Annotated in this window: 27 protein-coding genes and 1 tRNA gene; 16 read left to right on the forward strand and 12 right to left on the reverse strand. The window is 59.5% G+C overall.

Features of this window, described 5'->3' with window-relative positions:
- Positions 1 to 146: 146 nt before the first annotated feature.
- The gene (locus BUB78_RS01105) at positions 147 to 725 is read left to right on the forward strand and encodes a hypothetical protein (protein WP_073194088.1); all 579 of its coding nucleotides are present in this window, start codon (positions 147 to 149) and stop codon (positions 723 to 725) included.
- A gap of 16 nt (positions 726 to 741) precedes the next feature.
- Here the strand turns inward: BUB78_RS01105 and BUB78_RS01110 are convergent, their stop codons facing one another.
- The 4 genes from BUB78_RS01110 to BUB78_RS01125 form a co-directional block, all read right to left on the reverse strand.
- Complete coding sequence (locus BUB78_RS01110) at positions 742 to 2,385, reverse strand: CTP synthase (RefSeq protein WP_073194090.1); 1,644 nt, start codon at positions 2,383 to 2,385, stop codon at positions 742 to 744.
- A 171-nt stretch (positions 2,386 to 2,556) separates the two neighbouring features.
- Entirely contained in the window at positions 2,557 to 2,916 is a 360-nt protein-coding gene (secG, locus tag BUB78_RS01115) for a preprotein translocase subunit SecG (protein WP_073194092.1), read from the reverse strand.
- A 468-nt stretch (positions 2,917 to 3,384) separates the two neighbouring features.
- Positions 3,385 to 3,894 (reverse strand): hypothetical protein, encoded by a 510-nt coding sequence (locus tag BUB78_RS01120; RefSeq protein ID WP_073194094.1) that lies wholly within the window; start codon positions 3,892 to 3,894, stop codon positions 3,385 to 3,387.
- 430 nt (positions 3,895 to 4,324) lie between these two features.
- Positions 4,325 to 4,720 (reverse strand): DUF6524 family protein, encoded by a 396-nt coding sequence (locus BUB78_RS01125; RefSeq protein WP_073194095.1) that lies wholly within the window; start codon positions 4,718 to 4,720, stop codon positions 4,325 to 4,327.
- Positions 4,721 to 4,863: 143 nt separating this feature from the next.
- Between BUB78_RS01125 and BUB78_RS01130 the strand changes: the two genes are divergently transcribed.
- Positions 4,864 to 6,159 (forward strand): adenylosuccinate synthase, encoded by a 1,296-nt coding sequence (locus tag BUB78_RS01130; protein WP_073194097.1) that lies wholly within the window; start codon positions 4,864 to 4,866, stop codon positions 6,157 to 6,159.
- An 8-nt stretch (positions 6,160 to 6,167) separates the two neighbouring features.
- Positions 6,168 to 6,395 (forward strand): DUF2842 domain-containing protein, encoded by a 228-nt coding sequence (locus tag BUB78_RS01135; RefSeq protein WP_073194099.1) that lies wholly within the window; start codon positions 6,168 to 6,170, stop codon positions 6,393 to 6,395.
- 1 nt (position 6,396) lies between these two features.
- Here the strand turns inward: BUB78_RS01135 and BUB78_RS01140 are convergent, their stop codons facing one another.
- Positions 6,397 to 6,612 (reverse strand): MAPEG family protein, encoded by a 216-nt coding sequence (locus BUB78_RS01140; protein ID WP_073194101.1) that lies wholly within the window; start codon positions 6,610 to 6,612, stop codon positions 6,397 to 6,399.
- A gap of 15 nt (positions 6,613 to 6,627) precedes the next feature.
- Between BUB78_RS01140 and BUB78_RS01145 the strand changes: the two genes are divergently transcribed.
- Entirely contained in the window at positions 6,628 to 6,912 is a 285-nt protein-coding gene (locus BUB78_RS01145) for a winged helix-turn-helix transcriptional regulator (RefSeq protein ID WP_073194102.1), read from the forward strand.
- Positions 6,913 to 7,005: 93 nt separating this feature from the next.
- Here BUB78_RS01145 and BUB78_RS01150 read toward each other — a convergent pair whose 3' ends face one another.
- Positions 7,006 to 9,414, reverse strand: a complete 2,409-nt coding sequence (locus tag BUB78_RS01150) for a GcvT family protein (RefSeq protein ID WP_073194104.1) — start codon at positions 9,412 to 9,414, stop codon at positions 7,006 to 7,008.
- Between the two features lie 319 nt (positions 9,415 to 9,733).
- Between BUB78_RS01150 and BUB78_RS01155 the strand changes: the two genes are divergently transcribed.
- Complete coding sequence (locus BUB78_RS01155; protein ID WP_073194106.1) at positions 9,734 to 12,157, forward strand: GcvT family protein; 2,424 nt, start codon at positions 9,734 to 9,736, stop codon at positions 12,155 to 12,157.
- A 50-nt stretch (positions 12,158 to 12,207) separates the two neighbouring features.
- Here the strand turns inward: BUB78_RS01155 and BUB78_RS01160 are convergent, their stop codons facing one another.
- From BUB78_RS01160 to BUB78_RS01185, 6 genes are all read right to left on the reverse strand, one after another.
- Positions 12,208 to 13,629: a putative bifunctional diguanylate cyclase/phosphodiesterase gene (locus BUB78_RS01160; protein WP_220083967.1), complete on the reverse strand. Its 1,422-nt coding sequence runs from the start codon at positions 13,627 to 13,629 to the stop codon at positions 12,208 to 12,210.
- A 115-nt stretch (positions 13,630 to 13,744) separates the two neighbouring features.
- Positions 13,745 to 14,005 (reverse strand): hypothetical protein, encoded by a 261-nt coding sequence (locus BUB78_RS20580; protein ID WP_220083968.1) that lies wholly within the window; start codon positions 14,003 to 14,005, stop codon positions 13,745 to 13,747.
- 101 nt (positions 14,006 to 14,106) lie between these two features.
- The gene (locus BUB78_RS01170; protein WP_073194112.1) at positions 14,107 to 14,448 is read right to left on the reverse strand and encodes a hypothetical protein; all 342 of its coding nucleotides are present in this window, start codon (positions 14,446 to 14,448) and stop codon (positions 14,107 to 14,109) included.
- Positions 14,432 to 14,935 carry a PstS family phosphate ABC transporter substrate-binding protein gene (locus tag BUB78_RS01175; protein WP_073194114.1) on the reverse strand — a complete coding sequence of 168 codons (504 nt, stop codon included), beginning with the start codon at positions 14,933 to 14,935 and terminating at the stop codon, positions 14,432 to 14,434. Before BUB78_RS01175 ends, BUB78_RS01170 begins: the two co-directional genes overlap by 17 nt.
- A gap of 265 nt (positions 14,936 to 15,200) precedes the next feature.
- On the reverse strand, positions 15,201 to 15,449 hold the full coding sequence (locus tag BUB78_RS01180; RefSeq protein WP_073194116.1) for a hypothetical protein: 249 nt from the start codon (positions 15,447 to 15,449) through the stop codon (positions 15,201 to 15,203).
- A 14-nt stretch (positions 15,450 to 15,463) separates the two neighbouring features.
- A complete protein-coding gene (locus tag BUB78_RS01185; RefSeq protein ID WP_073194118.1) occupies positions 15,464 to 16,117 on the reverse strand; it encodes an alpha/beta hydrolase in 654 nt (217 codons plus the stop codon).
- 159 nt (positions 16,118 to 16,276) lie between these two features.
- Here BUB78_RS01185 and iscR point away from each other — a divergent pair, with 159 nt between their 5' ends.
- The 11 genes from iscR to BUB78_RS01240 all read left to right on the forward strand — a co-directional run bounded on the left by iscR (position 16,277) and on the right by BUB78_RS01240 (position 25,118).
- Positions 16,277 to 16,738 carry a Fe-S cluster assembly transcriptional regulator IscR gene (gene iscR / locus BUB78_RS01190; RefSeq protein WP_073194120.1) on the forward strand — a complete coding sequence of 154 codons (462 nt, stop codon included), beginning with the start codon at positions 16,277 to 16,279 and terminating at the stop codon, positions 16,736 to 16,738.
- 169 nt (positions 16,739 to 16,907) lie between these two features.
- A complete protein-coding gene (locus BUB78_RS01195; protein ID WP_073194122.1) occupies positions 16,908 to 17,951 on the forward strand; it encodes a cysteine desulfurase family protein in 1,044 nt (347 codons plus the stop codon).
- An 18-nt stretch (positions 17,952 to 17,969) separates the two neighbouring features.
- Positions 17,970 to 19,493: a Fe-S cluster assembly protein SufB gene (sufB, locus tag BUB78_RS01200; RefSeq protein ID WP_073194124.1), complete on the forward strand. Its 1,524-nt coding sequence runs from the start codon at positions 17,970 to 17,972 to the stop codon at positions 19,491 to 19,493.
- Positions 19,494 to 19,544: 51 nt separating this feature from the next.
- Complete coding sequence (locus BUB78_RS01205; protein ID WP_073194125.1) at positions 19,545 to 19,859, forward strand: heavy metal-binding domain-containing protein; 315 nt, start codon at positions 19,545 to 19,547, stop codon at positions 19,857 to 19,859.
- A gap of 1 nt (position 19,860) precedes the next feature.
- Complete coding sequence (locus BUB78_RS01210; protein ID WP_073194127.1) at positions 19,861 to 20,466, forward strand: hypothetical protein; 606 nt, start codon at positions 19,861 to 19,863, stop codon at positions 20,464 to 20,466.
- Between the two features lie 36 nt (positions 20,467 to 20,502).
- Entirely contained in the window at positions 20,503 to 21,258 is a 756-nt protein-coding gene (gene sufC, locus BUB78_RS01215) for a Fe-S cluster assembly ATPase SufC (protein ID WP_073194129.1), read from the forward strand.
- The gene (sufD, locus tag BUB78_RS01220) at positions 21,258 to 22,547 is read left to right on the forward strand and encodes a Fe-S cluster assembly protein SufD (RefSeq protein WP_073194587.1); all 1,290 of its coding nucleotides are present in this window, start codon (positions 21,258 to 21,260) and stop codon (positions 22,545 to 22,547) included. The genes sufC and sufD overlap by 1 nt, the downstream gene beginning before the upstream one ends.
- On the forward strand, positions 22,547 to 23,032 hold the full coding sequence (locus tag BUB78_RS01225; protein ID WP_073194131.1) for a YIP1 family protein: 486 nt from the start codon (positions 22,547 to 22,549) through the stop codon (positions 23,030 to 23,032). Before sufD ends, BUB78_RS01225 begins: the two co-directional genes overlap by 1 nt.
- Entirely contained in the window at positions 23,029 to 23,625 is a 597-nt protein-coding gene (locus tag BUB78_RS01230; RefSeq protein ID WP_245813321.1) for a YIP1 family protein, read from the forward strand. The genes BUB78_RS01225 and BUB78_RS01230 overlap by 4 nt, the downstream gene beginning before the upstream one ends.
- A gap of 1 nt (position 23,626) precedes the next feature.
- Positions 23,627 to 24,847, forward strand: a complete 1,221-nt coding sequence (locus BUB78_RS01235) for a cysteine desulfurase (protein WP_073194135.1) — start codon at positions 23,627 to 23,629, stop codon at positions 24,845 to 24,847.
- 194 nt (positions 24,848 to 25,041) lie between these two features.
- A tRNA-Arg gene (locus BUB78_RS01240) sits at positions 25,042 to 25,118 on the forward strand.
- Positions 25,119 to 25,316: the final 198 nt, after the last annotated feature.

The raw sequence follows: 25,316 nt of genomic DNA on the forward strand, positions 1-25,316 counted from the left end.
AAATTCTGGGCACCGCCATCAGGAAAATCCCCACCATTCCAACCGACCGTTCCAAAAGTCCCAAAGGCGTCACAATTGCTCCTAAGAAAACGCGCTTTGTCCGGGCAGTTTGCTGGCAAGTGATTTCAATACAGACGGAGCGCTTGATGCCCACGCCCGAATCTTTCAACTGGTCGGCCACCACAGAGGTTGATCACCTGACACAGGCGCGCGCGCTTTCTCCGGACGATCTGCGCGCTATGGTCAAGACCTATGACTGGGCGCATTACCCGGATGTTGTTCTGGGCTGGGCGATGGCGCAAAAGGGGATTGATCTCTGCTCGGCGATGACGGCCTTTTTCAACGGCGAGCCGGAACGCTTTAACTACATGCCCAAGGGTCATGTGCCCGAGGCCCATCGTGGCGCGGCGCGGGTGCTCGACAACATCTGCTTGCGGATCAACAGCGGGTTCTATCTTGTCTATCCCGGACATGATCCAAAATTCCGCGACAAGCTGATAAAATGGTTGGACTTCCAGAACAAAGACCGTGACGAAGGACGCCGCGGGCGCTGGATTCTGGATGAGTGTACTCTTGAACCGATGCTGAAGGACGCGCTGCGCTTTGACCGTTCGGCCGAGGCCGACCTTTATCAAAAGCCAAGCCTCTGGCGCGATCTGTTGAGTCCGATCCTGTCGCTCGGGGTTGACCGGCGGCTGTTGAAACACAAACCGCCGCGCGGCTGAGCGCGCGCAAGCCGGGTCAGACCAGGCGAGAGGTTTCAATCGCCGCGCGCACGAAATCGGCAAACAGCGGGTGCGGTGCGAAGGGCTTGGATTTCAGCTCGGGGTGGAATTGCACCCCGATGAACCACGGGTGATCGGCCCATTCGACGATTTCCGGCAGACGCCCGTCGGGTGACATGCCCGAAAACCGCAGGCCGACCTCTTCAAGTTTTTCGCGATACTTGGTGTCGACCTCATAGCGGTGGCGGTGGCGCTCCTCGATGCTGAGCGAGCCGTAGATATCCGCCACTTTCGAGCCCTTCGAGAGGGTGGCATCATAGGCCCCAAGACGCATCGTGCCGCCCTTGTCGTCCGAAACCTTGCGCTGAACCTTTTCGTTGCCCTGCACCCATTCCTTGAGGTGATAGACCACCGGCTCGAACCGCTTTTTGCCGGCCTCGTGATCGAATTCCTCCGATCCTGCATCGGGCAGACCGGCCACATTGCGCGCCGCCTCGATCACTGCCATTTGCATCCCCAAACAGATGCCGAGATAGGGAATCTTGCGGGTACGGGCGAATTCGGCCGCCTTGATCTTGCCTTCGGTGCCGCGCTCGCCAAAGCCGCCGGGCACAAGGATGGCGTGAAACCCTTCGAGATGCGGGGCAGGGTCTTCGGTGTCAAACACCTCGGCATCGACCCATTGCACGTTGACCTTGACCCGGTTGGCCATGCCGCCGTGGGTCAGCGCCTCTTTGATCGACTTATAGGCGTCCTCAAGCTGGACATACTTGCCGACGATGGCGACATTCACTTCGCCGTCGAAGTTGTGAATACGATCTGCCACATCCTTCCAGACGGTCAGATCGGGCTTGGGGGCAGGCGAGATATCAAAGGCATCAAGCACCGCCTGATCAAGCCCCTCACGATGATAGGCCAGCGGCGCCTCGTAGATGGATTTGAGATCATAGGCCGCGACGACCGACTCCTTGCGCACATTGCAAAACAGCGCGATCTTTTCGCGTTCCTTTTCGGGGATCGGATGTTCAGAGCGGCACACAAGGATATCGGGCGCGATACCGATGGATTGCAGCTCTTTCACCGAATGCTGGGTCGGCTTGGTCTTGAGCTCGCCACTGGCGGCAAGATAGGGCAACAGGGTGAGATGCATGAAGATGCACTGGCCGCGCGGTTTGTCATGGCTGAACTGGCGGATCGCCTCGAAGAACGGCAGGCCCTCGATGTCGCCCACGGTGCCGCCGATCTCGCAGAGCATGAAATCAACCTCGTCATCGCCAATGGCAAGGAAATCCTTGATCTCATTGGTGACATGGGGGACCACCTGAATGGTTTTGCCGAGGTAGTCGCCGCGCCGCTCGCGTTCCAGAACGTTGGAATAAATCCGCCCCGAGCTTACGGAATCGGTATAACGCGCGGGCACGCCGGTGAAGCGCTCGTAATGGCCAAGATCAAGATCGGTCTCGGCGCCATCATCGGTCACAAAAACCTCACCATGTTCAAACGGGCTCATCGTGCCGGGATCAACGTTGAGATAGGGGTCAAGCTTGCGCAGGCGCACCGAAAAGCCGCGCGCCTGAAGTAACGCGCCGAGGGCCGCCGACGCGAGCCCCTTGCCCAGAGATGAAACAACGCCGCCGGTAATGAAAATGTAACGTGCCATGCGCGTGGCGCCCCCCGTGATTTCTTTTATGTGATATGCGGCAAAGCGCCCAGACCGATCCTGAAAAGACCGAGGCATCACGGGGCTCAACCCTTATAGGATTCGCAGCAACAGCGCAAGCCAACCGCAAGATGATGTTGCGGAACTGGTTTTGCTATCAATTCTTTGTGGTTAGTCGGCGGTCGGCGTCAACGGAGCCGTATCGCCACTTGGCGGAGGCAAAAGCGTCTCTGCATCGGGCAAGGCGGGAGTGCTTGCCTCGGGTGCGGGCGGCGCGTCTGTCAGACGGTCAAGAACCGACACCCCGGCGGCGTTCTGCGCGGCGATGATGGTCAGCGTGATCGAAGTCACGATAAAAGCCGCGGCCAGGATCCAGGTCACCTTGCCAAGCGCCGTGGCCGCCGCGCGCCCGCTTACGGCACCGCCACCGCCTCCCATGCCCAGACCGCCCCCTTCCGAACGCTGCAAAAGCACAACACCAATCAGCGCGATTGCCAGAAGAAGATGGATGGTAAGGACGACGTTTTCCATGAAGCACGGGCCTATAAGTTAACTTGGTCAGGCGCTATCTATGCAATTCCGCCAGCCCCCGCAACCCGGCAATGTCGTTGGTATGGCTTGTGGCGTGGCCAAGAGCGATTTTGTGACCGGCGCGTATCGCGCATGGCATGGATGAAAACAAAGTGGAAAGGCGGCTCTGCGGAACAAAGCGTGAGATCGCTGCAAGCGCACCAATGCCGGTTTCGGGGAAGCCGTTCAACAAACGGTCCTTTTTGGAACAGATAGACAGGCTATTAAGATTATTTTTTGCTGCTTTCCGTAGAGGAAGGTTTGTACGGCTGTGGCGGAGGAGGCCGCGATAGCGAAGTTGTGGGATTTATGTTAATTCCACCGCGGTTCTCAACGCCTTCTGAAATTGGGCGGGTCGATTGGCTAACGCCATTTGTTTTGGGAGATTGCGGATCACGAGCCATTGCAGTGCGCCTCCTTAATTTTTCATTATTGAACTAATATATTGGTATCTTGAGCGGGAAATTCCAGTGTAATTCCTTTTGGATCGCGTGCGAGATACATTCGCGTCACTTGGATTGTTGGCGTACCCGTTAGTGTCTCGAAGCCCTCCACCTGACTCAGAACCAACTCTCGAAGCCCTCTCGCCTCTGAGAACATATCAACGTAGCCTGCAAACGTCTGACCAGTTTGCTCATCGCGGACGTTAACATAACGCGACCTTGGGTCGTCCGAGCTGAGGAGGAAGTCCCAGACATCTTCGTCGCCATATCTCTTTGTGGCACCGATTTTCTGCAAGAACCGTACCACCCATTTGCCGCGCTGGACACGTAACCAAGCGGGGGCGAGCAGGAGCGACATAGCCGTAGCGACAAGGATATCGTCAACCACTGTGCGTTGAATAGATTCTGCGACCGCGTCGTCGTTGAAATTTATTGTTGTTAGGTTGAAGGACGCCGCTGCTGACACACACGGAATGAGGTAGACCAGATAGGTCACAAGATATGCAATAAGGCCAAATACAAAAATGTTAACTACGAACTCAAACTAAGAGGGCTTCTCTTGTCGTGCATAGCGTGCATCAAGACGCGCCCAGATAATGCCGGATAAGAAAATCAGTGCTAGGGTCAATACCAACGTATTCACAGGATTATTTACCAACGTTTTTAATTTATTAGATGTCTAATACAGCATAGCGCAAGCTTGCCTACGCCTCCAGCGGTTACGCCCGTCCATTCTGGATGTCCTAAAACCCTCCTTTTTGGAACAAGCGCCAACCTCCTCAATTTACGCTACCAAAAACCCCGTTCAAAACCCAAGCAATTGTTGAAAGTTTTTGCCTCTCCAGTGATAGCAGCCATGAGTGGCATTGCAGGATTTCGGTTAGATGGGACTCAAATCTGCCACTCACACTGGTCCCTCATCGCCTCTATTCATCCACATCATCCATATCCGCCTGACCCGACAGCTTGCGGCGCACATGGCTCCAGCTGAGGCCGATGCCAAGCACCAGCGACAGCGCCAGAATCCCGAGCCAGACATTGACCGACGGATTATCCAGCCGCAGGATGCCATAGTCGTAATGCACCCACAGCAGGGCTGCGGCGATGGCCATGACAAGCCCCATGCCAAACTCGCCAATCGAGCGCAGCGTGGCGCGCAGGTAGATGATATATCCCACCAACAAGAGCAGCCCCAGCAACACGGTCAGCGGCATCTGATCGCCAAACCGCGTCCGCGCCCAGGTCACGTAATTCCATTCGGTCGGATTGAACGTCGCCGACAACAGGCCAAAGGCCATCGCCCAACGCAAAACAAAGCCCATCCGTCGATCCTTTCCCGTCAATCCCCCCTGATTTGCCGCAGGCGCCATCGCCTGTCTAGGGTCTGCGGCGATTTAGTGGTTTCGCCCGACGCGGCGCGCCGCTATACGGGCTCCGGTTTTGACCAAATGCCGAGAGGATAATCATGGCAAATGTCGTCGTAGTCGGTGCCCAGTGGGGCGACGAGGGAAAAGGCAAGCTTGTTGACTGGCTGAGCGAGCGCGCCGATGTGATCGCGCGCTTTCAGGGCGGTCATAATGCGGGTCATACGCTTGTCATTGATGGCGAGGTATTCAAGCTCAACGCGCTGCCCTCGGGCGTGGTGCGCGGTGGCAAGCTTAGCGTGATCGGCAATGGCGTGGTGCTTGATCCCTGGCATCTGGTCAAGGAAATTGCCTCGATCCGCAAGCAGGGCGTCGAAATCACCCCGGAAACGCTGATGGTTGCGGAAAACACACCGCTGATCCTGCCGATCCACGGCGAGCTTGACCGCGCCCGCGAAGAGGCCGCGAGCAAGGGCACCAAGATCGGCACCACCGGGCGCGGCATCGGCCCCGCCTATGAAGACAAGGTTGGGCGCCGCTCGGTCCGGGTGGCCGATCTGGCCGACGAGGCGACCTTGATCGCGCGGGTGGATCGCGCACTTCAGCATCATGATCCGCTGCGTAAGGGGCTCGGGATTGATCCGATCGACCGCGATGCGCTGCTTGCGCAACTCAGAGAGATCGCGCCGGAAATCCTGCAATACGCCGCCCCGGTCTGGAAGGTGCTCAACGAAAAGCGCAAGGCCGGCAAACGCATCCTCTTCGAGGGCGCACAAGGCGCGCTGCTCGACATCGACTTTGGCACCTATCCGTTTGTCACCTCGTCGAACGTGATCGCCGGGCAGGCGGCCACCGGCACCGGCATCGGGCCGGGCTCGATCGACTACGTGCTTGGCATCGTCAAGGCCTATACCACCCGGGTCGGCGAGGGGCCGTTCCCGACCGAGCTTGAGGATGAAGACGGCGTTCGTCTTGGCACGCGCGGCCATGAATTCGGCACCGTTACCGGGCGCAAGCGCCGCTGTGGCTGGTTTGATGCCTGCCTCGTGCGCCAGACCTGCGCCACTTCGGGTGTGAATGGCATTGCTCTGACCAAACTTGATGTGCTGGACGGGTTTGAGACGCTCAAGATCTGCGTCGCCTATGACCTTGACGGCAAGCGGCTTGACTATCTGCCGACCGCAGCCGAGCAACAGGCCCGCTGCACCCCGATCTACGAGGAAATGCCGGGGTGGTCCGATTCGACCGAAGGCGCGCGGAGCTGGGCCGAGCTGCCGGCCGAGGCGATCAAATATGTGCGTCGCGTCGAAGAGTTGATTGATTGCCCCGTGGCCCTACTTTCCACCTCACCCGAGCGCGAGGATACCATCCTCGTGACCGACCCCTTCGCGGATTGAGGACAAACATGGCCCTAAGCTACAAGGCGCGTCGGCGCTGGTCTCTGGTGATTTTGCTGATCGGAATGCCCGCCTATGTGGTGGCCGCCGTCAGCGTGATCGGCCTGCTGGACCGGCCCGCCTTGTGGCTGGAGTTGCTGATTTATGTGGGGCTTGGTTTCGTCTGGATCCTGCCGTTCAAGTTTATCTTCAAGGGCGTCGGTCAGGCTGATCCCGACGCCCCCGACAGGAAATAGATCAAAGCACCCCAAAGAGACGCAGCGCCAAGACCGCCTGACAGCCAGAGCCCACCATGAACGCAACCGTGCGCACATATGGCAGCCTCAAGACATAGACCACATAATAGGTCAGCCGCGCCCAGAAAAAGACCATGGCCGCCCCGGCGGTCAGCGCATCGCTCATCCCATAAAGCGACACCAGCAGGGCAAGCGGCGCCACGATTAGAAGAGCCACCTCTGCAACTGCCCGATGGAGGCCACGCTTGACCTGATCGGGGGCCAGTGGAAAGGGGTGATCCTGTTTCGCCTCGGCGAGGGAACAAAGCGCTTTAACGAGCTGCAAAAGCTCCTGAAACGCGTCACTCCCCGCAGCCTGACGCGCCAGTTGCGCGAATTGGAAAACGACGGGCTGATCGTGCGCAAGGTCTATGCCGAAGTGCCGCCCAAGGTCGAATATTCGCTGTCCGACAAGGGCCGCACCCTTGGCCCCGTGATTGGCGCGCTGATTGACTGGGGCAACACGCACGCCTTGTAGCGCGCCGTATCGACACAAACCCCAACGGCCCCTTCTTCTTGGCAAAAATACTCAAATCAGACACCGGCCCTGATACGGCGCCGCAAGCGGTTTTTACCCTCGCATCCGCGCACCATCCGCGTCAAAGAGCGGCTCGGTGATCAGAGTGGCGGGATAGCGTTGTCCCAATATCTCGATCTCCACGGCCAGACCCGCCTCCGCCTGACCTGCGGGAACAAGCCCGAGGGCGATTGATTTCCCGGCGTGATGCGAATAGCCGCCCGACGTGCAAAATCCCTGCACCTCGCCGTTGATCCAGATCGGCTCATACCCGTTGACATCGGCGTCCCCGGCCTTGACCTCGAAGGCCATAAGCTTGCGTTTCGCGCCCGTCTCACGCTCGGCCTCGGCTGCCGCGCGCCCGATGAAGTCGGCGGCTTTGGTGAAGCTGATGAAGCGATCCATGCCGGTCTCGGCCGGGGTGTAGTCGGGCGAGAACTCGTTCATCCAGGAGCCAAAAAAGCGATCCAAACGCAAGGACATCATTGCGCGCATGCCGAAGGGACGCATGCCGTGGGCTTGCCCCTCGCACCAGAGCACATCCCAAAGCGCGCGTTGCGCCATCGGGTCGCAAAAGATTTCATAGCCCAGGTCGCCGGTATAGCTGACCCGCTGGACCAGACAGTCGACCATGCCGATGGTGGCACGGCGGATATCCATGAAGGACATGTCCTCAACCCGGTCTCGGGTCACGGCCACCAGAACCTCGCGCGCTTTCGGGCCTGCGATCTGAAACCCGTTCAGGCGGTCGCTGACGTTCTCGACGCGGACATCCTCGGCCTCATTCATCGCGAACCAGCGCATGTGAAACGCCTGCGCGCCGTAGGACGCGGTCAGTTGGAACGTTTCGTCGTTGAGGCAAGACACCGTGAAATCGCCCCAAAGCCGCCCCTTGGGTGACAGCATCGGCGTCAGCGACAAGCGCCCCGGTTTCGGGATACGCCCGGCCATGATCCGGTCAAGCCAGGCGCGCGCGCCAGTGCCGGTGACAAGGTATTTGCCGAAATTATGCACCTCGTTGATACCGACGGCCTCGCGCACCGCTTTTACCTCGCGCGCGGTTGCCTCCCAGGCGTTCGAGCGGCGAAAAGACGGGGTTTCAAACCGCGGCTCATCGCCGGTGGCAAAGTAATTGACCACCTCAAGCCCGTATTGCGCGCCCCAGACCGCGCCCATGGCGTCAAACACGTCATACATCGGCGTCTGGCGCAGCGGGCGCGCGGCGGGCAGTTCTTCGTTGGGATAACTGACGGAAAAACGTTTCTGATAGTTTTCGATCACCTTGGGGCGGGTATAGCCGGGTGTGATCCAGTCGCCAAAGCGGGCCACATCCATCGCCGTCACATCGCGCTCGCATTCGCCCGAAGTCATCCATTGCGCCAGCATCAACCCGACACCGCCGCCCTGGCTAAAGCCGGCCATGACCCCGCAGGCCGACCAATAGCCGCGCATCCCCGGCACCGGCCCCACCAAGGGGTTGCCATCGGGCGCAAAGGTGAAGGGGCCGTGGATCACCGATTTGACACCGGCCTTTTCCAGAACCGGAAAGCGGCGATAGGCAAATTCGATGCTGGCCTCGATCTTGTCGAGGTTGTCGGGCAAGAGCTCATGTCCAAACTCCCACGGGGTGCCATCCACTGCCCAGGGTTTGCAGGGCTGTTCGTAGAACCCGATGCAGAGACCACGGCCTTCCTGACGCAGATAGCTTTCGCCAGCGGGGTCCATCACATGCGGATGTTCCGCGTCACGCTCATAAATCTCGGGGATCTCGTCGGTGACGATATATTGGTGCTCCATCGGGTGCAGCGGCAGGTAAACCCCGGCCATCGCCGCCACTTCACGCGCCCAGAGCCCGCCGGCATTGACCACATGCTCGGTATGCACCGTGCCCTTGTCGGTGACCACGTCCCAAGTGCCATCGCCGCGCTGTACTGTCTCGCGCACCATGCAATGGGTTTCAATCAACGCGCCGCCCATGCGCGCGGCCTTCGCATAGGCGTGGGTGGTGCCCGAGGGATCAAGATGCCCGTCAAGCGGGTCATAAAGCCCGCCGAGGATGCCGTCGATATTGGTCACCGGCGCGATTTTGGCGATCTCTTCGGGGGTCACGACATGGGTATCAAGCCCCATGTAGCGGTGTTTGGCGCGCTCGGCCAAAAGCATGTCAAATCGGTCGCGATTGTCCGCCAGCGTCACGCCGCCGACGTGATGCAGCCCGCAGGACATGCCGCTGATCTCTTCAAGTTCCTTGTAGAGCCGAATGGTATAGCCCTGAAGCGCGGCCATGTTGGTATCGCCATTGAGGGTGTGAAACCCGCCCGCCGCGTGCCATGTGCTCCCTGAGGTGAGCTCGGAGCGCTCGAGCAGAATCACGTCGGACCAGCCAAGCTTGGTCAGGTGATAAAGCACCGAACAGCCGACGACACCGCCGCCGATCACGACGACGCGGGTGGTGGTTTTCATGGCGGGCCTCCTCTCGGGTTTGAGGTTCAGAGTGAAGTCCTGTCGGGGGCATGCATGCATATTTGCGACAGATTATGTCGTTTGTCTTGGATCAATGGGGTTTTAAAGGCGGAGCGGCTACGCCGCGCGGGGCAGGTTCAGATGAGGGGCGCTGCCCCTCAAACTCCCCGGAGTATTTGGGCCAAGAAGAAGCAGAATCGCGTCGGGGGAGAAAAGCCAAAAGATGGAACCACAACGACAGAACATGTCGGAGATTGGCAATTGGAGGCGCGGTATGGTCTTCAATATGTGGCAAGGACATAAAGCCAAGGGAAGACCCATGAAGACCCATGCACAGGCAGTCGTGATCGGCGGCGGCGTAATCGGATGCTCAATCCTCTATCACCTGGCCAAGCTTGGCTGGTCCGATGTGGTTCTTCTTGAACGCGACGAGTTGACGAGCGGCAGCACATGGCACGCGGCGGCCAATATTCACGGGCTGCATGACAGCGCCAATATCAGCCGCCTGCAGCACTATACGATGACGCTCTATAACGCCCTAGAGGAGGAAACCGGCCAATCCTGTGGCGTGTTTCAGCCCGGCAGCCTTTATCTTGCCCAGACCGAGAACCGCGAGCATCAGCTGCGCCTTCAGGCGGCCAAGGCCAAGCTTTACGGGATGAATTTTCACGAGGTGACCCGCGACGAGGCCGAGCGGCTTCATCCGCTGGTGAATTTCGACGGCATCCGCTGTATCATGTGGGAACCGGATGGCGGCAATGTCGACCCGTCGGGTGTGACCAATGCCTATGCGGCCGGGGCGCGCCAGAAAGGCGCCGAGATCAACCGCTTTACGCCCGTCACCGGCACCGAGCAGCAGCCTGACGGCACATGGATCGTGCGCACGCCCACGGGCGACATCAAGACCCAGTGGGTGATCAACGCCGGGGGGCTCTGGGGGCGCGAAGTGGCGGCGCTTGCGGGGATCAAGGTGCCGTTGCAACCGACAGAGCACCAGTATTTTGTCACCGAAACCATCGCAGAGATTGCCGCGATGGATCGCCGTTTGCCCTCGGTCGCGGACCGGGACGGCGAATATTACCTGCGCCAGGAGGGCAAGGGCCTTTTGATCGGCGCCTATGAGCAGGACATGAAATTCTGGGCCGAGGAAGGTACACCGCTGGATTTCGCGCATGAGCTTTTTGCCGATGATCTGGACCGGATCATGGACAACGTGATGCGCGCCATGGACCGTGTTCCGCTGGCCGCCGAGGCGGGCGTGAAGCGGGTGATCAACGGGCCGATGATCTGGTCGCCCGACAGCAACGTGATTCTGGGGCCTGTGCCAGAGTTGAAGAATTACTTCATGTGTGGCGGGATCATTCCGGGCTTTAGCCAATCGGCCGGCATGGGGCTGATGGTGGCGCAATGGATCACCACCGGCGAGATGGAATATGACATGTTCGCCTGGGATATCGCGCGCTTTGGCCTTTGGGCCAATGACAAGAAATTCGTCAAGGCCAAGGTACAGGATCAATATGCGCATCGCTTTGCGATTCATTACCCCAACGAGGAACGCAGCGCCGGGCGACCGCTGCGCACCCGTCCGGTATATGAGCGGCAAAAACAGTTGGGGGCGGTGTTTGGTCTGAACTACGGCTGGGAACATCCGCTTTGGTATGCGAGCGCGCCCGGCACGGTCGATACCAACGGCTTCACCCGCCAGAACTGGTGGGCGCCGGTGGGCGAGGAATGCAAAATGCTGCGCGAGCGGGCAGGGATCATCGACATCTCGAACTTTGCCAAGTACCGCGTAAAGGGGCCCGGCGCCGAGGATTGGCTAAACACGGTTTTTGCCAACCGGATGCCAAAGGCGGTGGGGCGCTCTTGCCTGACGCCGCTGATCGGGGTGCGCGGCGGGATTGCCGGGGATGCCACCGTGACGCGGCTCGGCGAGGATGAATTCTGGGTGATTTCCTCGGGCATGGCCGAGCGTTATCACAAGCGGTTTTTCGATGCTGTGCCCTTGCCCGAGGGCACCACCTTTGAGAGCCTGACCGAGGCGGTTTGCGGCTTTAACGTGGCCGGTCCGAAATCGCGCGAGATGTTGCAGCGGTTGACCAATGCGTCACTGGCGACGGATGATTTCGCCTTCATGCGCTCGCAGCGCATTACCCTTGGTGGCGTCGACTGTGTCGCCCTGCGGGTTAGCTTTACCGGCGATCTGGGGTGGGAATTGCATTGCGCCACCGAAGATCAGGCGCAATTGTACGATGCGCTTCTTGAGGCGGGCAAAGAGGTTGGCGCCGGGCCGGTCGGCAGCCGAGCGCTGATGTCGATGCGGGTTGAAAAGGGCTATGGCTCGTGGAGCCGCGAATATAGCCCCGAATACTGGCCGCAAGAGGTCGGACTTGCGGGGCTTTGCAAGATGGACAAGGATTTTCTCAACAAGGGTGCGGTGCAAGACGTGCTTGCCAAGGCTCAGCGCGAAACACTTGTGCTGTTGCATCTGGACGAGGCAGAGGTAACTGCCTCGAACGCCGATGCCACCGGCGGCGAGCCGATCATGAAGGATGGCAAGGGCATTGGCCGGGTCACCTCGGGCACCTATGGCTATAGCGTCGGGATGAGCCTTGCGCTTGGCTATGTCAAAGGCGCCGCGCCCGGTGACGTGGTCGAGGTGATGGTGCTGGGGCGCCCGCATAAGGCGCGCATTCTGCATGAACCACCGTTCGACCCAAGCGGCGCGCGTCTGCGGGCCTGATCATGCCAACGGCCCTGCACCACTGGTGCGGGGCCTGGGCCGCCGGTGGATCATCCCTTGGCTTTTTTACGGCCTGGGCGCGAGACGTCCGCAGGGTCTGTATCGGTTGAGCGGGAGGGCGTGTCATCGGCGGCAAGCATCATCCAGTCATGATCAACCAAAAGCTCTTGAATGCTGGTCGAGGGCATTGGCCTGCCAAAAAAGTAGCCCTGAACCTCTTTGCAGCCCTGTTGCTTGAGTTTGCGCGCCTGTGCCAGGGTTTCCACCCCTTCGGCATTTGACGTCATGCCAAGTGACGCGCCAAGGTCGATGACGGCCTGGATGATGCAATCCGATTCGGTGCTTCGGCCAAGTCCCGCGATAAAGGATTGGTCGATCTTGATCTTGTCAAAATCGAACCGGCGCAGATAGTTCAGGCTTGAGTAGCCGGTGCCGAAATCATCCATCGCGATGCGCACACCCATGGCTTTCAGCTCGGTCAGGATGGCGATGGTTTCCTCTGTGTTTTGAAGCAATATGCCCTCGGTGATCTCAATCTCGAGCCTGTTGGGACTGACCCCCTCGGCTTCAAGCGCGTTGCGGACGGTTTCGACGATATTGCCCTGGCGAAACTGGATCGGGCAAACATTGACGGCAAATTTCAACTCGGGCCAATCATTTGCCTGGGCGCAGGCCTGGCAAATGACCCAATCGCCGATCGGAATGATCAGCCCGCTCTCTTCTGCGAGATGTATGAACTGATCCGGCGGCACCCTGCCTTTGGTCGGGTGGCTCCAGCGCAGCAAGCACTCGACTCCAATCACCTTGCCGGTCGTCAGATCGACCTGCGGCTGAAACTCCAGCTCAAGCTGCCCCTCGGGAATGGCGCGCCTGAGATCGCCCTTGAGCTGTTTGCGGATCAGGAGCTGCTCATTCATCTCCTCGGCAAAAAACTGTAACGAACCGCGGCATTTGGACTTGGCGCGATACAGTGCAAGATCGGCCTGTATTAGAAGGGTCGATGCCTCGGTCTGCTCGTCGAGATTGAGGATCGTGATGCCGACACTGGCCCCGACATGGGCTTCATTCCCGTCCAGATCAAAAGGCCGTGCCAGCGCGCTGATGATCTGGCTGGCAAGCTGAGTTGCATGATGTGGCCGCGCCTTGTCTGTCTGCACGATGGCAAATTCATCGCCGCCCAACCGGGCCAGAAAGTCGTTGCTTTCAAGCAGAGCCTTTATGCGCGCCGTCGCCTGCGTCAATAGTTCGTCCCCGACCGCATGACCAAGAATATCGTTGATGTCCCTGAAGTGATCCAGATCGAGGCACAGGACGGCCAACGGCTTTTGCCTGCGCTCGGTGTCGGCGACGGCGTTGTCGAGCCAATCGTTGAACAGCGTTCGATTGGGCAGTTTCGTCAGGGGATCGTGGCTTGCCAGAAACGACGCATGATCAATCGCCCGCCGCAATACACCGAGGGGAAGCGTGCGCATGGCGAGAAAAATGAGGGTTCCAATGAGGCTTGAGAATAAAAATACCATGAAGCTGCGCTCGACCAACGGACGCAGGCTTTGGGTTACCTCCAGATTGCCGGCTTTGATTCCGGCGTCAAATACCGGAGCGGTTGTCACGATCATCGGGCCGGGCAGCATAGCCGACCTCGGTGACCAGCGTTCCGTCAAGGCCGTAGAGGCGGCGAATTTCGGTTTTCTCATGGCCGCCCAGGGTTTCGTTGATCCTCAGAGTTTCGAATTGCCACATTTGAGGGTTGTGCCCGATAAGCTGTGACACAGTCCGCGAATTCACGCTGGCCTGCGTGCTGGAACTGCCGCGGGCATATTCATAGCCGAAGTAGAAAACCGGCGCCATCACGGCAAGAGCAACGGCAACCACCAGAGCCGTAACCGACGTAAGTTGAAGGACACGCGGGTCGATCTCTCAGGTCAGGGTGCTTTGCACGGCCATTCTGCTCACTTCCAGGCAGGGGTGAAATCATGGGCAAGAAGGATATCGTGGGCCTGATCTGAATAGATAAAATCGCGGAATTGAGCGGTTTGAGGGGACAATGTTTGCTTTGAAACCACGTAAATGGTTTTCAAAAGCGTGTTTTCCCGACCTTTGGCAAAGACACCCTCCGGTGCCGTGTCATCCAGCGCAAGGATCTTGAGGCGTCGCTTTTCTGTCCTGATCTGACCAAGTGCGATAAGTCCGAGAGACCCCGACAATCGCTCAAGTGCGTCGGCATTGTCCTGATCGTTGGTCGCGCTGATAAGGCCGGGGCGCTCAAAGGCTTGCTCAACCGCCCGCGCCATCCCATCGGACAGCCCCCCTCAGGATCTTGGTATTGGCCTCTTCGACAGGGCGCATGACAAGACGGATCGGCGCACCGCTTGCCCAGCGCAGGATTCGCCCGGAGAAGGCCGCTTCTATTGCCTGTGTGGTGATTGCGTCGGCCGGATTGTCGAGCGACGTGGCAAAGACAAGCGGGCTGCGGGCAAAAACCCTCGCCTGCGCGCCCGCCGCCTGTTCGGCGTCCTTGAGTGGGCGTGCGCTTAGGCCAAGTTCAATTGCCTCTGCGATCACGGCTTTGATGCCGCCGCTGCTTCCGAGGCTCGGAAGCACCTCGATGCTCATGTCCGGGTGCTGTGCCTCATACGCCTCGGCCAAAATGCGCATGCTGCCAAGGGCCGTCCCGGTCCCACCGACCCGAAGCGTGTCTGCGGATGCAAAACCGCAACAAAGCATCATCGCCAGGGGGACTGCGGCCTTTGCCGCACTCAGAACACCATTCGTCACCATCGCAATTTCCCTAGGTTTGTGTACCCGGAAAGAAAACCGCCAAGGATTTAAGAAACGGCAAAGGGACGTGATCGGAATGACAAGAATATATGGAAGATTTATGTCAGTTCGCCCGAAGGTGAAAATAGAAATGTGATCACCAGAGCCCTGACGCCGGGCGCGCGACCGGGGCCTTCGATGGTTTGCACTCGCAACGGTCAGGTTTGATGTAGGGTGGGTGAAACCCACGCGTGTCCTGGCGTCACATCAGGGCGCGTGGGTTTATCTAGTCGCCAGAGGTTTTCTGGGCCTCTTTCTCATCTTTGAATTTCTTCAGCTTTTCAATGAGATAGGCGCGCGCCTTGATGTTCGCACGGCGCACGCGAACCGAGGTCAGAAAGGCCTCCTCAGCGGTCTGCGACCCGGCGCCCAGCACCTTTTGGATATCGGCGACCAGATCCTCGTCGCCTGTAACCTCGATGGCCTTGATCACGTCGCGCGCCAGTTCATCGGCAAGATCTTCGGTGACACCCATCAGGTTTTCTCCCTTTAGCGCGTATTCTCGGTCAGACGGCGTTTGACGTAAGAGGTGACGCTGTTGATCATCGGATTCATAAACGGATCTTCAAAGAAATGGCCCGCACCCTCGACCTCTTCATGGGTGATGGTGATGCCCTGCTGTTCATGCAGTTTATTCACCAGTGCCGTGGTATCGGCGGGCGGGGCGACGCGGTCATTGCTGCCGTTGATGATCAGACCAGAGGCCGGGCAGGGCGCAAGGAACGAGAAGTCATACATATTGGCAGGCGGGCTGACCGAGATAAAGCCGGTGATCTCAGGCCGACGCATCAAGAGCTGCATGCCGATCCAGGCGCCAAACGAAAAGCCGGCGACCCAGCAATGCTTGGAGTTGTTGTTCATTGATTGCAGATAGTCGAGAGCCGATGCCGCATCCGACAGCTCGCCAACGCCCTGATCATACTCGCCCTGGCTTCGACCGACACCGCGAAAGTTGAAGCGCAGCACGGTAAAGCCCATGTTGTAAAAGGCATAATGAAGGTTGTAGACAACCTTGTTGTTCATCGTGCCGCCAAATTGCGGGTGCGGGTGAAGCACGATCGCAATCGGGGCGTCTTTTTCTTTTTGTGGATGGTAGCGGCCTTCGAGCCGACCTTCTGGGCCGGGAAAGATTACCTCGGGCATGTGTTCCCTTTATCCTTACTGAGAGATGCGCGCGATAATCTTGACGAAATCGCTCAAGCACCTTAGAACTGTTCTAAATTGCGACCAGGGCCGCTATGGCTCAAAGGGAGATAAGCCTTGCGGTGCGTAAGGTCAATCTGTTCGCAGGGGAGTGGACTAATGAAACTGAGCACAAAGGGCAGATATGCGATGGTTGCGCTGGTGGATATCGCGCTTCAGCCGCAGGGCGCGGTGGTAACGCTTGGCGAAGTGTCGCGGCGTCAGGATATTTCACTGCCCTATCTTGAACAGCTTTTCGTCAAATTGCGCCGCGCCGGACTTGTGGCCTCGGTGCGCGGGCCAGGCGGCGGCTATCGTCTGGCGCGCCCCGCGTCAGAGATCCGGGTGGCCGATATTCTGGCGGCCGTGGATGAGACGGTGGATGCGCTGCACAAGGGGGCCGGGGCCTCGGGGGGCGCGAGCGGATCGCGCGCGCAATCCATGGCGAACCGGCTTTGGGAAGGCCTGAGCGCGCAGGTTTATGTCTATCTGCATCAGACGCGGCTCAGCGACGTGGTGGGCAACACTTTGGCGCCCTGTCCGGCGGTGCCGCATCTGTTTTCTGTGGTGGATGAGGAATGAGGCCCGCGTTTGAAGGGATTGCGCCGCCTTCGGCGTCGCGGCAGCGCGCCCTGCCGGGCGCAATCAGACGTGACGCCCTGCCGGGCGCTAATAGGAGTGACGCCCTGCCGGGCGCTGAATTGGGCCTGCGGCGCGAGTATTTTTGCCAAGAAGAAGGGGAAGCCGTGTAATGGCGCGGGTTTACCTTGATTATAACGCGACGGCGCCGCTACGGCCCGAGGCGCGCGCGGCGATGATTGCGGCGATGGATATTGTTGGCAATCCCTCGAGTGTGCATGCCGAGGGGCGTGCGGCCAAGGGCTTGGTCGAGAGGGCGCGCGCGCAGGTGGCGGCGGCTTTTGGCGCCGAGGGGGCCGATGTGATTTTCACCTCCGGCGCGACGGAGGGGGCGGCGCTCGCCTGTCGCGGGCGCGGATTGAGCGGGGCTGCGGTGGAGCATGATGCGGTCGGGGCCTGGGTTGGCGATGATCTCGAAGTGGATCAGGCCGGACGGGTGACCGTGAGCGACCCTGCGGCATCCGTTCTGCAACTGGCGAATTCCGAAACCGGGGTGATTCAGGTCTTGCCCGATGGTTTGGCGCTAAGTGACATGACGCAGGGATTCGGCAGGCTGCCCTTGGCGTTCAATTGGTCCGGGGCGCAAATGGCCCTTGTCTCGGCCCATAAGCTTGGCGGTCCCAAGGGGATTGGTGCGCTTGTCGTCAAGCGTGGCACGGATGTTGCGGCCCAGATCCTTGGCGGGGGTCAGGAAATGGGGCGTCGGGCGGGCACCGAGAACGTGATCGGCATCGCCGGATTCGGAGCCGCCGCCGAGGCGGCAGCCCGTGATCTTGAGGGTGAGACCTGGGCGAGAGTCGAAAAACTTAGAAACATTCTAGAATCCACTATTGCACAGTTTGCAAATGAGACTATTTTTGTCGGGAAAGCCGTAGAGCGCTTGCCCAACACCAGTTGCTTCATTACGCCGGGCTGGAAGGGCGAGACGCAGGTTATGGCGATGGACCTTGCCGGGTTTGCCATTTCGGCGGGCAGTGCGTGTTCGAGCGGCAAGGTGCGCGCCAGCAATGTCTTGCGGGCGATGGGATTTGACGAGGCCAAGGCAAGCTGCGCGATACGCGTGTCGCTTGGGCCCCAGACGACAGAAGATGAGATCATGCGCTTTGCCGAAGACTGGCTGAAGCGCTGGCAAAAACATCAGGGCCGCATGGCCTGAGAGGTTAAGGAGATAGGAATGGCTGCTTTGGACGATGTTCAGGTCAAGGAAGGCGTAGATCAGGAAACCGTCGATGCCGTGCGCGAGGTCGGCGGCGCCTATAAGTACGGCTGGGAAACCGATATCGAGATGGAATACGCCCCGCTTGGGCTTAACGAGGATATCGTCCGTCTGATCAGTTCGAAGAACGAAGAGCCCGAGTGGATGACCGAGTGGCGGCTTGAGGCCTATCGCCGGTGGCTGACCAAGGAAGAGCCGACCTGGGCGATGGTCGACTATCCGAAAATCGACTTTCAGAACCAGTATTACTATGCCCGCCCCAAGAGCATGGAGGTCAAGCCCAAGTCCTTGGACGAGGTCGACCCCAAGCTATTGGCGACCTATGCCAAGCTTGGTATTCCGCTTAAGGAGCAGATGATCCTTGCCGGGGTCGAAGGCGCCGAGGATATGCCCGCCGAAGGGCGCAAGGTGGCCGTGGATGCGGTGTTTGATTCCGTGTCGGTCGGCACCACGTTTCAGGCCGAATTGCGCAAGGCCGGGGTGATTTTCTGTTCGATCTCGGAAGCGATCAAGGAGCACCCGGAGCTGGTCAGGAAATACCTCGGCTCGGTCGTGCCGGTAAGCGACAATTACTATGCCACGCTCAATTCGGCGGTCTTCTCGGATGGCTCGTTTGTCTATGTGCCGCCGGGCGTGCGCTGCCCGATGGAGCTGAGCACCTATTTCCGCATCAACGCCGAAAACACCGGCCAGTTCGAGCGTACCCTGATCATCGCCGACAAGGGCAGCTATGTGAGCTATCTTGAGGGCTGTACCGCGCCGAAGCGTGACGTTGCACAGCTTCATGCCGCCGTGGTCGAGATCATCATCGAGGAAGACGCCGAGGTGAAATACTCCACCGTCCAGAACTGGTATCCGGGTGATGAGAACGGCAAGGGCGGGATCTATAACTTTGTGACCAAGCGCGCCGATTGCCGGGGTGATCGGGCCAAGGTGATGTGGACGCAGGTCGAAACCGGCTCTGCTGTGACCTGGAAATACCCGAGTTGCATTCTGCGCGGCGATCAAAGCCAGGGCGAGTTTTATTCGATCGCCATCGCCAACAACTATCAGCAGGCCGACACCGGCACCAAGATGATCCATCTCGGCAAGAACACCCGCTCGCGCATCGTCAGCAAGGGGATCAGTGCGGGACACGCACAGAATACCTATCGCGGGCTTGTCTCAATGCATCCCAAGGCCAAGGACAGCCGCAACTATACCCAATGCGACAGTCTTTTGATCGGCAGCAAGTGCGGCGCGCATACGGTGCCTTATATAGAGGTCAAGAACAACTCGAGCCGGGTAGAGCATGAGGCCACCACGTCGAAGGTGGACGACGACCAGATGTTCTATTGCCGCTCGCGCGGCATGGACGAGGAAGAGGCCGTGGCGCTTGTGGTGAACGGGTTCTGCAAGGACGTGCTTCAGGCGCTGCCGATGGAATTTGCGATGGAAGCGCAGCAATTGGTGGCGATTTCTCTGGAAGGGTCTGTCGGCTAGGGCGTGGGTTTCACCCACCCTACGCATGAACGATAGGAAGGCTAGACGGCGATGATCATCACCACCACCCAAAGCGTCGAAGGGCGACCCATTACCGATTATCGCGGCATTGTTGTCGGCGAGGCGATCATGGGGGCCAATATTGTGCGCGATTTTTTCGCCCAGATCACCGATGTGGTTGGCGGGCGCTCTGGCGCCTATGAAACCAAGCTTGCGGATGCGCGCGACGTGGCGCTGCAAGAGCTTGAACAGCGCGCGGTGGCGCTTGGCGCGGATGCGGTGGTCGGGGTTGATCTTGATTACGAGGTTGTCGGGGAGTCGATGTTGATGGTCTCGGCCTCCGGGACTGCGGTGGTGCTCGGCTAGGATGTCGGGCGCGCCGATCATAGACCGCCCCGAGCTGACCCTGCCCGAGGCCGAGGCGGCCGCGGTGCGCGCGGCCTATGAGGGGGCCTCGGTGATCCTGGAATACGGATCGGGTGGCTCGACGGTGATGGCGTCGGAAATGCCTGGAAAACAGGTGTTTAGCGTTGAGGGCGATCAGGACTGGGCGCAGATGATGCGCGGCTTTCTGGCCCAGAACCCGCCCGCCGAGGCGACCGAAGTTGATGTGATCTGGTCCGATATCGGACCAACCAAGGAATGGGGATTTCCCCGCAACAACAGTGGCTGGAAGCGCTATGCGCATTATCCGCTGGAGGTCTGGGACCTGCCGGAATTTCGCCAGCCCGATGTGGTGCTGGTGGATGGGCGGTTTCGCACCGGCTGTGCGATGGCGGTGGCCTTGCGCACGACCCGGCCGGTGATGGTGTTGGTCGATGACTATAAGCGTCGTCGCCAGTACCACCAGATCGAAGAGTTTCTGGGCGCGCCTTCGCGCCTGCATGGCCGCATGGCCGAGTTTGACGTAAAGCCGATGGGCCTGCCGGCGGATCGGCTTTTGAAAATAATCGAGATGATGACCCGGCCCTGAGGCGGGTTTGAACGTAACACACGGTGAGGACATAAAATGTTGGAAATCAAGAACCTGCACGTCGATCTTGAAGAAGAGGACAAGACCATCCTGAAGGGTGTGAACCTGACCGTCGAGGCGGGCAAAGTGCATGCGATCATGGGGCCGAACGGCTCTGGGAAATCAACGCTGTCCTATGTTCTTTCGGGGCGCGATGGGTATACCGTGACCGAAGGCAACGCCACGCTGGAAGGGGTCGATCTCCTTGAGATGGAGCCGGAAGAGCGTGCGGCGGCGGGCCTTTTCCTGGCCTTCCAATACCCCGTCGAAATCCCCGGTGTGGGCAATATGACCTTTCTGCGCACCGCCATGAACGCACAGCGCAAGGCGCGTGGCGAGGACGAGATCAGCGCCGCCGACTTCCTCAAACTGGTGCGCGAAAAGGCAAAAACCCTCAAGATCGACGCCGACATGCTCAAGCGGCCCGTAAATGTCGGTTTTTCAGGCGGCGAGAAAAAGCGCAATGAAATCCTGCAGATGGCGATGCTTGAGCCGAAGATGTGCATTCTGGACGAGACCGATTCCGGGCTTGACGTGGATGCGATGAAACTTGTGTCGGAAGGGGTGAATGCCCTGCGCGATGCGGGTCGCGGCTTTCTTGTGATCACCCACTATCAGCGCCTGCTCGATCATATCAAACCCGACGTGGTGCATATCATGTCCGATGGCCGGATCATCAAGACCGGCGGCCCGGACCTGGCGCTTGAGGTAGAGAAGAACGGCTATGCCGATATCCTGTCGGAGGTGGCATGATGGCGGCCCCGCAGGCAAAAATGACAGCGAACCAAGAGCGTCTTGCGGCGCTTTCGCTTCCCGAAGGGGGCACATGGGCCATGGCGGCGCGCGGCGCGGCGCTTGATCGGCTGCGGGCCATGGGCCTGCCGGAACGGCGCGATGAGTATTGGAAATTCACCCGCCCCGACAGCCTTGTTCAGGCCGAGGCTCCAAAAGCGGCGCTGTTTGACAATGGCGACGAGGCCGAGATGTTCGGCGGCGTTGACCGGCTTCGGATCGTCTTTGTGGATGGGGTTTTTGACGCCGAGGCCAGCGATGACCTCGCGCTTGAGGGGGTGCGGATCGAGCGTCTGGCCGAGGCCGGTCAAAGCGATATCCACTGGGCGAAAGACACCTATGGCGTGCTCGAAGAGCGCGGCCAGTCGCCGGTGGCGCGCCCGCTTGCGGCGCTCAATACCGCCCTTGCAACCGACGGGATCCTGATCCATGTGACGGCAGCGACCAGCAAGCCGATAAACCTGATTTATATCCACAAATCAGATGCTTCGGATGCGATCTTACACCACCTTATCAAGCTTGATACCGACACTGAGGTCACCGTTCTTGAAAACGGCCCGGCGGCGGCGCGATTCAACAAGGTGATGGAAGTCGAGGTTGGCGATGGCGCGACCTTCCACCATGTGCGTACCCAGGGGCGCGATCATGAGCGGCGCGCGGCGACGCATATCTTTGCCCGCCTTGGGACAAAGAGCGCCTTCAAGAGCTTTACCATGACCGCCAATGGCGTGATGACGCGCAACGAATGCGTGATCGAGCTTACCGGCGATGATGCGACCGCCCATGTGGCCGGCGCGGCCATGGGTGACGGTGACTTTCATCACGATGACACCGTCTTCATCACCCATGACGCCGAGCGCTGTGAAAGCCGCCAGGTGTTCAAGAAGGTGCTGCGCAACGGCGCGACGGGCGTGTTTCAGGGCAAGATCCTGGTCAAGGCCGGCGCGCAAAAGACCGATGGCTATCAGATCAGCCAGGCGCTCTTGCTGGAGGACGACAGCCAGTTCCTGGCCAAGCCCGAGCTAGAGATTTACGCCGATGACGTCGCCTGTTCCCACGGCAGCACCACCGGCGCGATTGACGAGGATGCGCTTTATTACCTGCGCGCGCGCGGTGTGCCAAAGGCGATTGCAACCGACCTTTTGACGCTGGCCTTTTTGGCCGAAGCGGTCGAGGAAATCTCGGATGAGGCCCTGCGCGGGGAAATCAACAGTCGGCTTGAGGGTTGGCTGGAGCGTCGGCGCGGCTGATGCCGGTCACACGCGACATCGTCGCCACCTATCGGGGGCCGCGCCGGGTGGTGCGGCGCCTGCTTGATGCCGGTCCCCGCGAAGATCGGGCTCTGGTCATTCTCGTGGCCGCTTGCGGGGTGATTTTCATCGCGCAATGGCCGCGCCTTGCCCGCGAGGCGCATCTGACCGGGCAAGAGCTTAACCCGATGCTGGGCGGCGCGCTTTTGGCCTGGATATTCATTGCGCCGCTGATCCTTTATACTCTGGCCCTCTTGAGCCATGGCCTTGCCCGCATGCTTCGCGCCAAGGGGACTGCTTATGGCGCGCGCGTCGCGCTGTTCTGGGCTCTGCTGGCGACAAGCCCGATCATGCTTTTGCATGGGCTGGTGGCCGGATTTATCGGTCCGGGGCCGGGGCTTCAGGCGGTTGGGCTGATCTGGTTGAGTTTCTTTGGCTGGTTCTGGGTCGCTGGCTGGCTAGAGGCGGAATGGAGCAACGCATGACACAGGCCGGGTTCAAGGCACTTCTGGTGCAGACGTTATTTGCCCCGCGCAGCGCCGCAGGGGTCCTGATCGCGCTCAACCTGCCACAGCGTTGGCTGTGGACGGCGCTTGCGCTGATGTCGGTGCTCAACTCGATCGTCTATTCGGTCACGCTGCGCCTGACGCCGACAAGCGATCCGATGGCAACCGCAATGATGCCGCCGGCCTTTCATTCGCCGGTCTTGTTCACGATGTTTCTGTTCGCCGCCCTCGCGATCACGGTGCTGACGCTTTACTGGATCGGGCAGGGCTTTGGTGGCAAGGGGCGTCTGGATGACATGCTTGTGCTGATCTGCTGGCTTCAGGTGCTGCGGCTTATCCTGCAACTGGTGGTGGCGGTTCTGGTGATCGTGGCGCCTGTTCTTGGCGTAATGGTGATTTTCATAACCTCGCTCTGGGGCATTTATATTCTGATCGGATTTGTCGATGCCGCGCATCGCTTTGACAATATGTTCAAGGCGGCGGGGGTGATTGTTTTGGCGATGGTGGCCATGGCCGTGGGCCTGTCCATTTTGCTAAGCATGATCGGCGTCGCCGCCATGGGAGGGGCATGAGATGCTCGATGTAGAGAAAATTCGCGCCGACTTCCCGATTCTTGCACGAGAAGTGAACGGCAAGCCTTTGGTTTACCTTGATAATGGGGCCTCGGCGCAAAAGCCGCAGGTGGTGATTGATGCCATCACAACCGCCTACAGCTTTGAGTATGCCAATGTGCATCGCGGGCTGCATTTCCTCAGCAATCTGGCGACGGAAAAGTACGAATCCGTGCGCGGCACGATTGCGCGCTTTCTCGGCGTTGCCGACGAGGATCAGATCGTTCTGAATTCCGGCACCACCGAGGGCATCAACATGGTCGCCTATGGCTGGGCCATGCCGCGCATGCAGGCGGGCGATGAGATTCTCCTGTCGGTGATGGAGCATCACGCCAATATCGTGCCCTGGCATTTCCTGCGCGAACGCCAAGGCGTCACCCTCAGGTGGGTGGATGTGGATGCACGCGGCTATCTTGATCCGCAAAAGGTGATCGACGCCATCACGCCGCGCACCAAGTTGATCGCAATTACACAGCTTTCCAATGTCTTGGGGACCAAAGTTGATGTAAAAACAATTTGCGACGCCGCCCATGCCAAGGGCGTGCCCGTGCTGGTCGACGGAAGCCAGGGTGCGGTGCATATGCCGGTCAATGTCGATGCCTTGGGGTGTGATTTCTATGCCATCACCGGGCATAAGCTTTACGGGCCCTCGGGCTCTGGTGCGATCTTTGTCAAGAAAGAGCGGATGGCCGAAATGCGCCCCTTCATGGGCGGCGGTGACATGATCCGTGAGGTCAGCAAGGACACCGTGACCTATAACGACCCGCCGATGAAATTCGAGGCCGGCACCCCCGGTATCGTGCAGACTATCGGCCTTGGCGTCGCGCTTGAGTATATGATGGGTGTCGGCATGGAGGCGATTGCCGCCCATGAAGACGACCTGAGCCAGTATGCACAAGCCAAACTGGCCGGGCTGAACTGGATTGCGCAACAGGGCACCTTGCCGGACAAGGCCGCGATTTTCTCGTTCACCATGCAGGGCGCGGCGCATGCGCATGACATTTCGACAATCCTTGACAAAAAGGGCGTCGCAGTGCGCGCGGGCCATCATTGCGCCGGTCCGTTGATGGATCACTTGGGGGTAACAGCCACGTGCCGTGCGTCTTTTGCAATGTACAACACCCGCGCCGAGGTCGATGCCCTTATCGACGCGCTTGAACTGGCGCACGAGCTTTTCGGCTGATTTTGCGATTGCGGGGCAGTGCGTGCCCCGGAACATGCGCGCCGCATCTGGGCTTTTACAGTGTCCTCGAAATGGCAGGCAGGACGAGTTGCCATCAGAGATCAAGAAAAGTGCCGATAGAGCCGAGGATTTCAATTTGGCGCGACTTCGAGACTTGAAGCTATGGCCGTAAGCGTTTATCGACCATTTCCAACGGTCCCGTAGCTCAGCTGGATAGAGTGTTCGCCTCCGAAGCGAAAGGTCGCGCGTTCGAATCGCGCCGGGACCACCAATTACCCACATCCACTTGCCCCGCGCCGAACGTCAGGCAACCTTGACTTTTGCGTCACGACGTTGATCCAAATGGCCTGTCAGACGGAAAACAGGCATTCGCGTAGCCGCAGCGAAAGCTCACTTTGTCCCGCACCGCTGCCGTCTACCGCTAGGGCGGTGAAAGGCTGGTTCAGGCCAGAAATGCGTGACCTTTGGC

The organism is Roseovarius marisflavi (assembly GCF_900142625.1).
Taxonomy (GTDB): domain Bacteria; phylum Pseudomonadota; class Alphaproteobacteria; order Rhodobacterales; family Rhodobacteraceae; genus Roseovarius; species Roseovarius marisflavi.

What these genes read in the sequence shown, in the direction of transcription:
- BUB78_RS01205 (WP_073194125.1), top strand. Translation starts at nt 19,545, where the DNA reads ATGATCATCACCACCACCCAAAGCGTCGAAGGGCGACCCATTACCGAT.
- BUB78_RS01170 (WP_073194112.1), bottom strand. Translation starts at nt 14,448, where the DNA reads ATGGCGCGGGCGGTTGAGCAAGCCTTTGAGCGCCCCGGCCTTATCAGC.
- BUB78_RS01210 (WP_073194127.1), top strand. Translation starts at nt 19,861, where the DNA reads ATGTCGGGCGCGCCGATCATAGACCGCCCCGAGCTGACCCTGCCCGAG.
- secG (WP_073194092.1), bottom strand. Translation starts at nt 2,916, where the DNA reads ATGGAAAACGTCGTCCTTACCATCCATCTTCTTCTGGCAATCGCGCTG.
- BUB78_RS01110 (WP_073194090.1), bottom strand. Translation starts at nt 2,385, where the DNA reads ATGGCACGTTACATTTTCATTACCGGCGGCGTTGTTTCATCTCTGGGC.
- sufD (WP_073194587.1), top strand. Translation starts at nt 21,258, where the DNA reads ATGGCGGCCCCGCAGGCAAAAATGACAGCGAACCAAGAGCGTCTTGCG.
- BUB78_RS01130 (WP_073194097.1), top strand. Translation starts at nt 4,864, where the DNA reads ATGGCAAATGTCGTCGTAGTCGGTGCCCAGTGGGGCGACGAGGGAAAA.
- BUB78_RS01230 (WP_245813321.1), top strand. Translation starts at nt 23,029, where the DNA reads ATGACACAGGCCGGGTTCAAGGCACTTCTGGTGCAGACGTTATTTGCC.
- BUB78_RS01155 (WP_073194106.1), top strand. Translation starts at nt 9,734, where the DNA reads ATGAAGACCCATGCACAGGCAGTCGTGATCGGCGGCGGCGTAATCGGA.
- BUB78_RS01135 (WP_073194099.1), top strand. Translation starts at nt 6,168, where the DNA reads ATGGCCCTAAGCTACAAGGCGCGTCGGCGCTGGTCTCTGGTGATTTTG.
- BUB78_RS01235 (WP_073194135.1), top strand. Translation starts at nt 23,627, where the DNA reads ATGCTCGATGTAGAGAAAATTCGCGCCGACTTCCCGATTCTTGCACGA.
- BUB78_RS01145 (WP_073194102.1), top strand. Translation starts at nt 6,628, where the DNA reads ATGGAGGCCACGCTTGACCTGATCGGGGGCCAGTGGAAAGGGGTGATC.
- iscR (WP_073194120.1), top strand. Translation starts at nt 16,277, where the DNA reads ATGAAACTGAGCACAAAGGGCAGATATGCGATGGTTGCGCTGGTGGAT.
- BUB78_RS01225 (WP_073194131.1), top strand. Translation starts at nt 22,547, where the DNA reads ATGCCGGTCACACGCGACATCGTCGCCACCTATCGGGGGCCGCGCCGG.
- BUB78_RS01125 (WP_073194095.1), bottom strand. Translation starts at nt 4,720, where the DNA reads ATGGGCTTTGTTTTGCGTTGGGCGATGGCCTTTGGCCTGTTGTCGGCG.
- sufB (WP_073194124.1), top strand. Translation starts at nt 17,970, where the DNA reads ATGGCTGCTTTGGACGATGTTCAGGTCAAGGAAGGCGTAGATCAGGAA.
- sufC (WP_073194129.1), top strand. Translation starts at nt 20,503, where the DNA reads ATGTTGGAAATCAAGAACCTGCACGTCGATCTTGAAGAAGAGGACAAG.
- BUB78_RS01185 (WP_073194118.1), bottom strand. Translation starts at nt 16,117, where the DNA reads ATGCCCGAGGTAATCTTTCCCGGCCCAGAAGGTCGGCTCGAAGGCCGC.
- BUB78_RS01105 (WP_073194088.1), top strand. Translation starts at nt 147, where the DNA reads ATGCCCACGCCCGAATCTTTCAACTGGTCGGCCACCACAGAGGTTGAT.
- BUB78_RS01150 (WP_073194104.1), bottom strand. Translation starts at nt 9,414, where the DNA reads ATGAAAACCACCACCCGCGTCGTCGTGATCGGCGGCGGTGTCGTCGGC.
- BUB78_RS01175 (WP_073194114.1), bottom strand. Translation starts at nt 14,935, where the DNA reads ATGGTGACGAATGGTGTTCTGAGTGCGGCAAAGGCCGCAGTCCCCCTG.
- BUB78_RS20580 (WP_220083968.1), bottom strand. Translation starts at nt 14,005, where the DNA reads ATGGCGCCGGTTTTCTACTTCGGCTATGAATATGCCCGCGGCAGTTCC.
- BUB78_RS01160 (WP_220083967.1), bottom strand. Translation starts at nt 13,629, where the DNA reads ATGCGCACGCTTCCCCTCGGTGTATTGCGGCGGGCGATTGATCATGCG.
- BUB78_RS01180 (WP_073194116.1), bottom strand. Translation starts at nt 15,449, where the DNA reads ATGGGTGTCACCGAAGATCTTGCCGATGAACTGGCGCGCGACGTGATC.
- BUB78_RS01195 (WP_073194122.1), top strand. Translation starts at nt 16,908, where the DNA reads ATGGCGCGGGTTTACCTTGATTATAACGCGACGGCGCCGCTACGGCCC.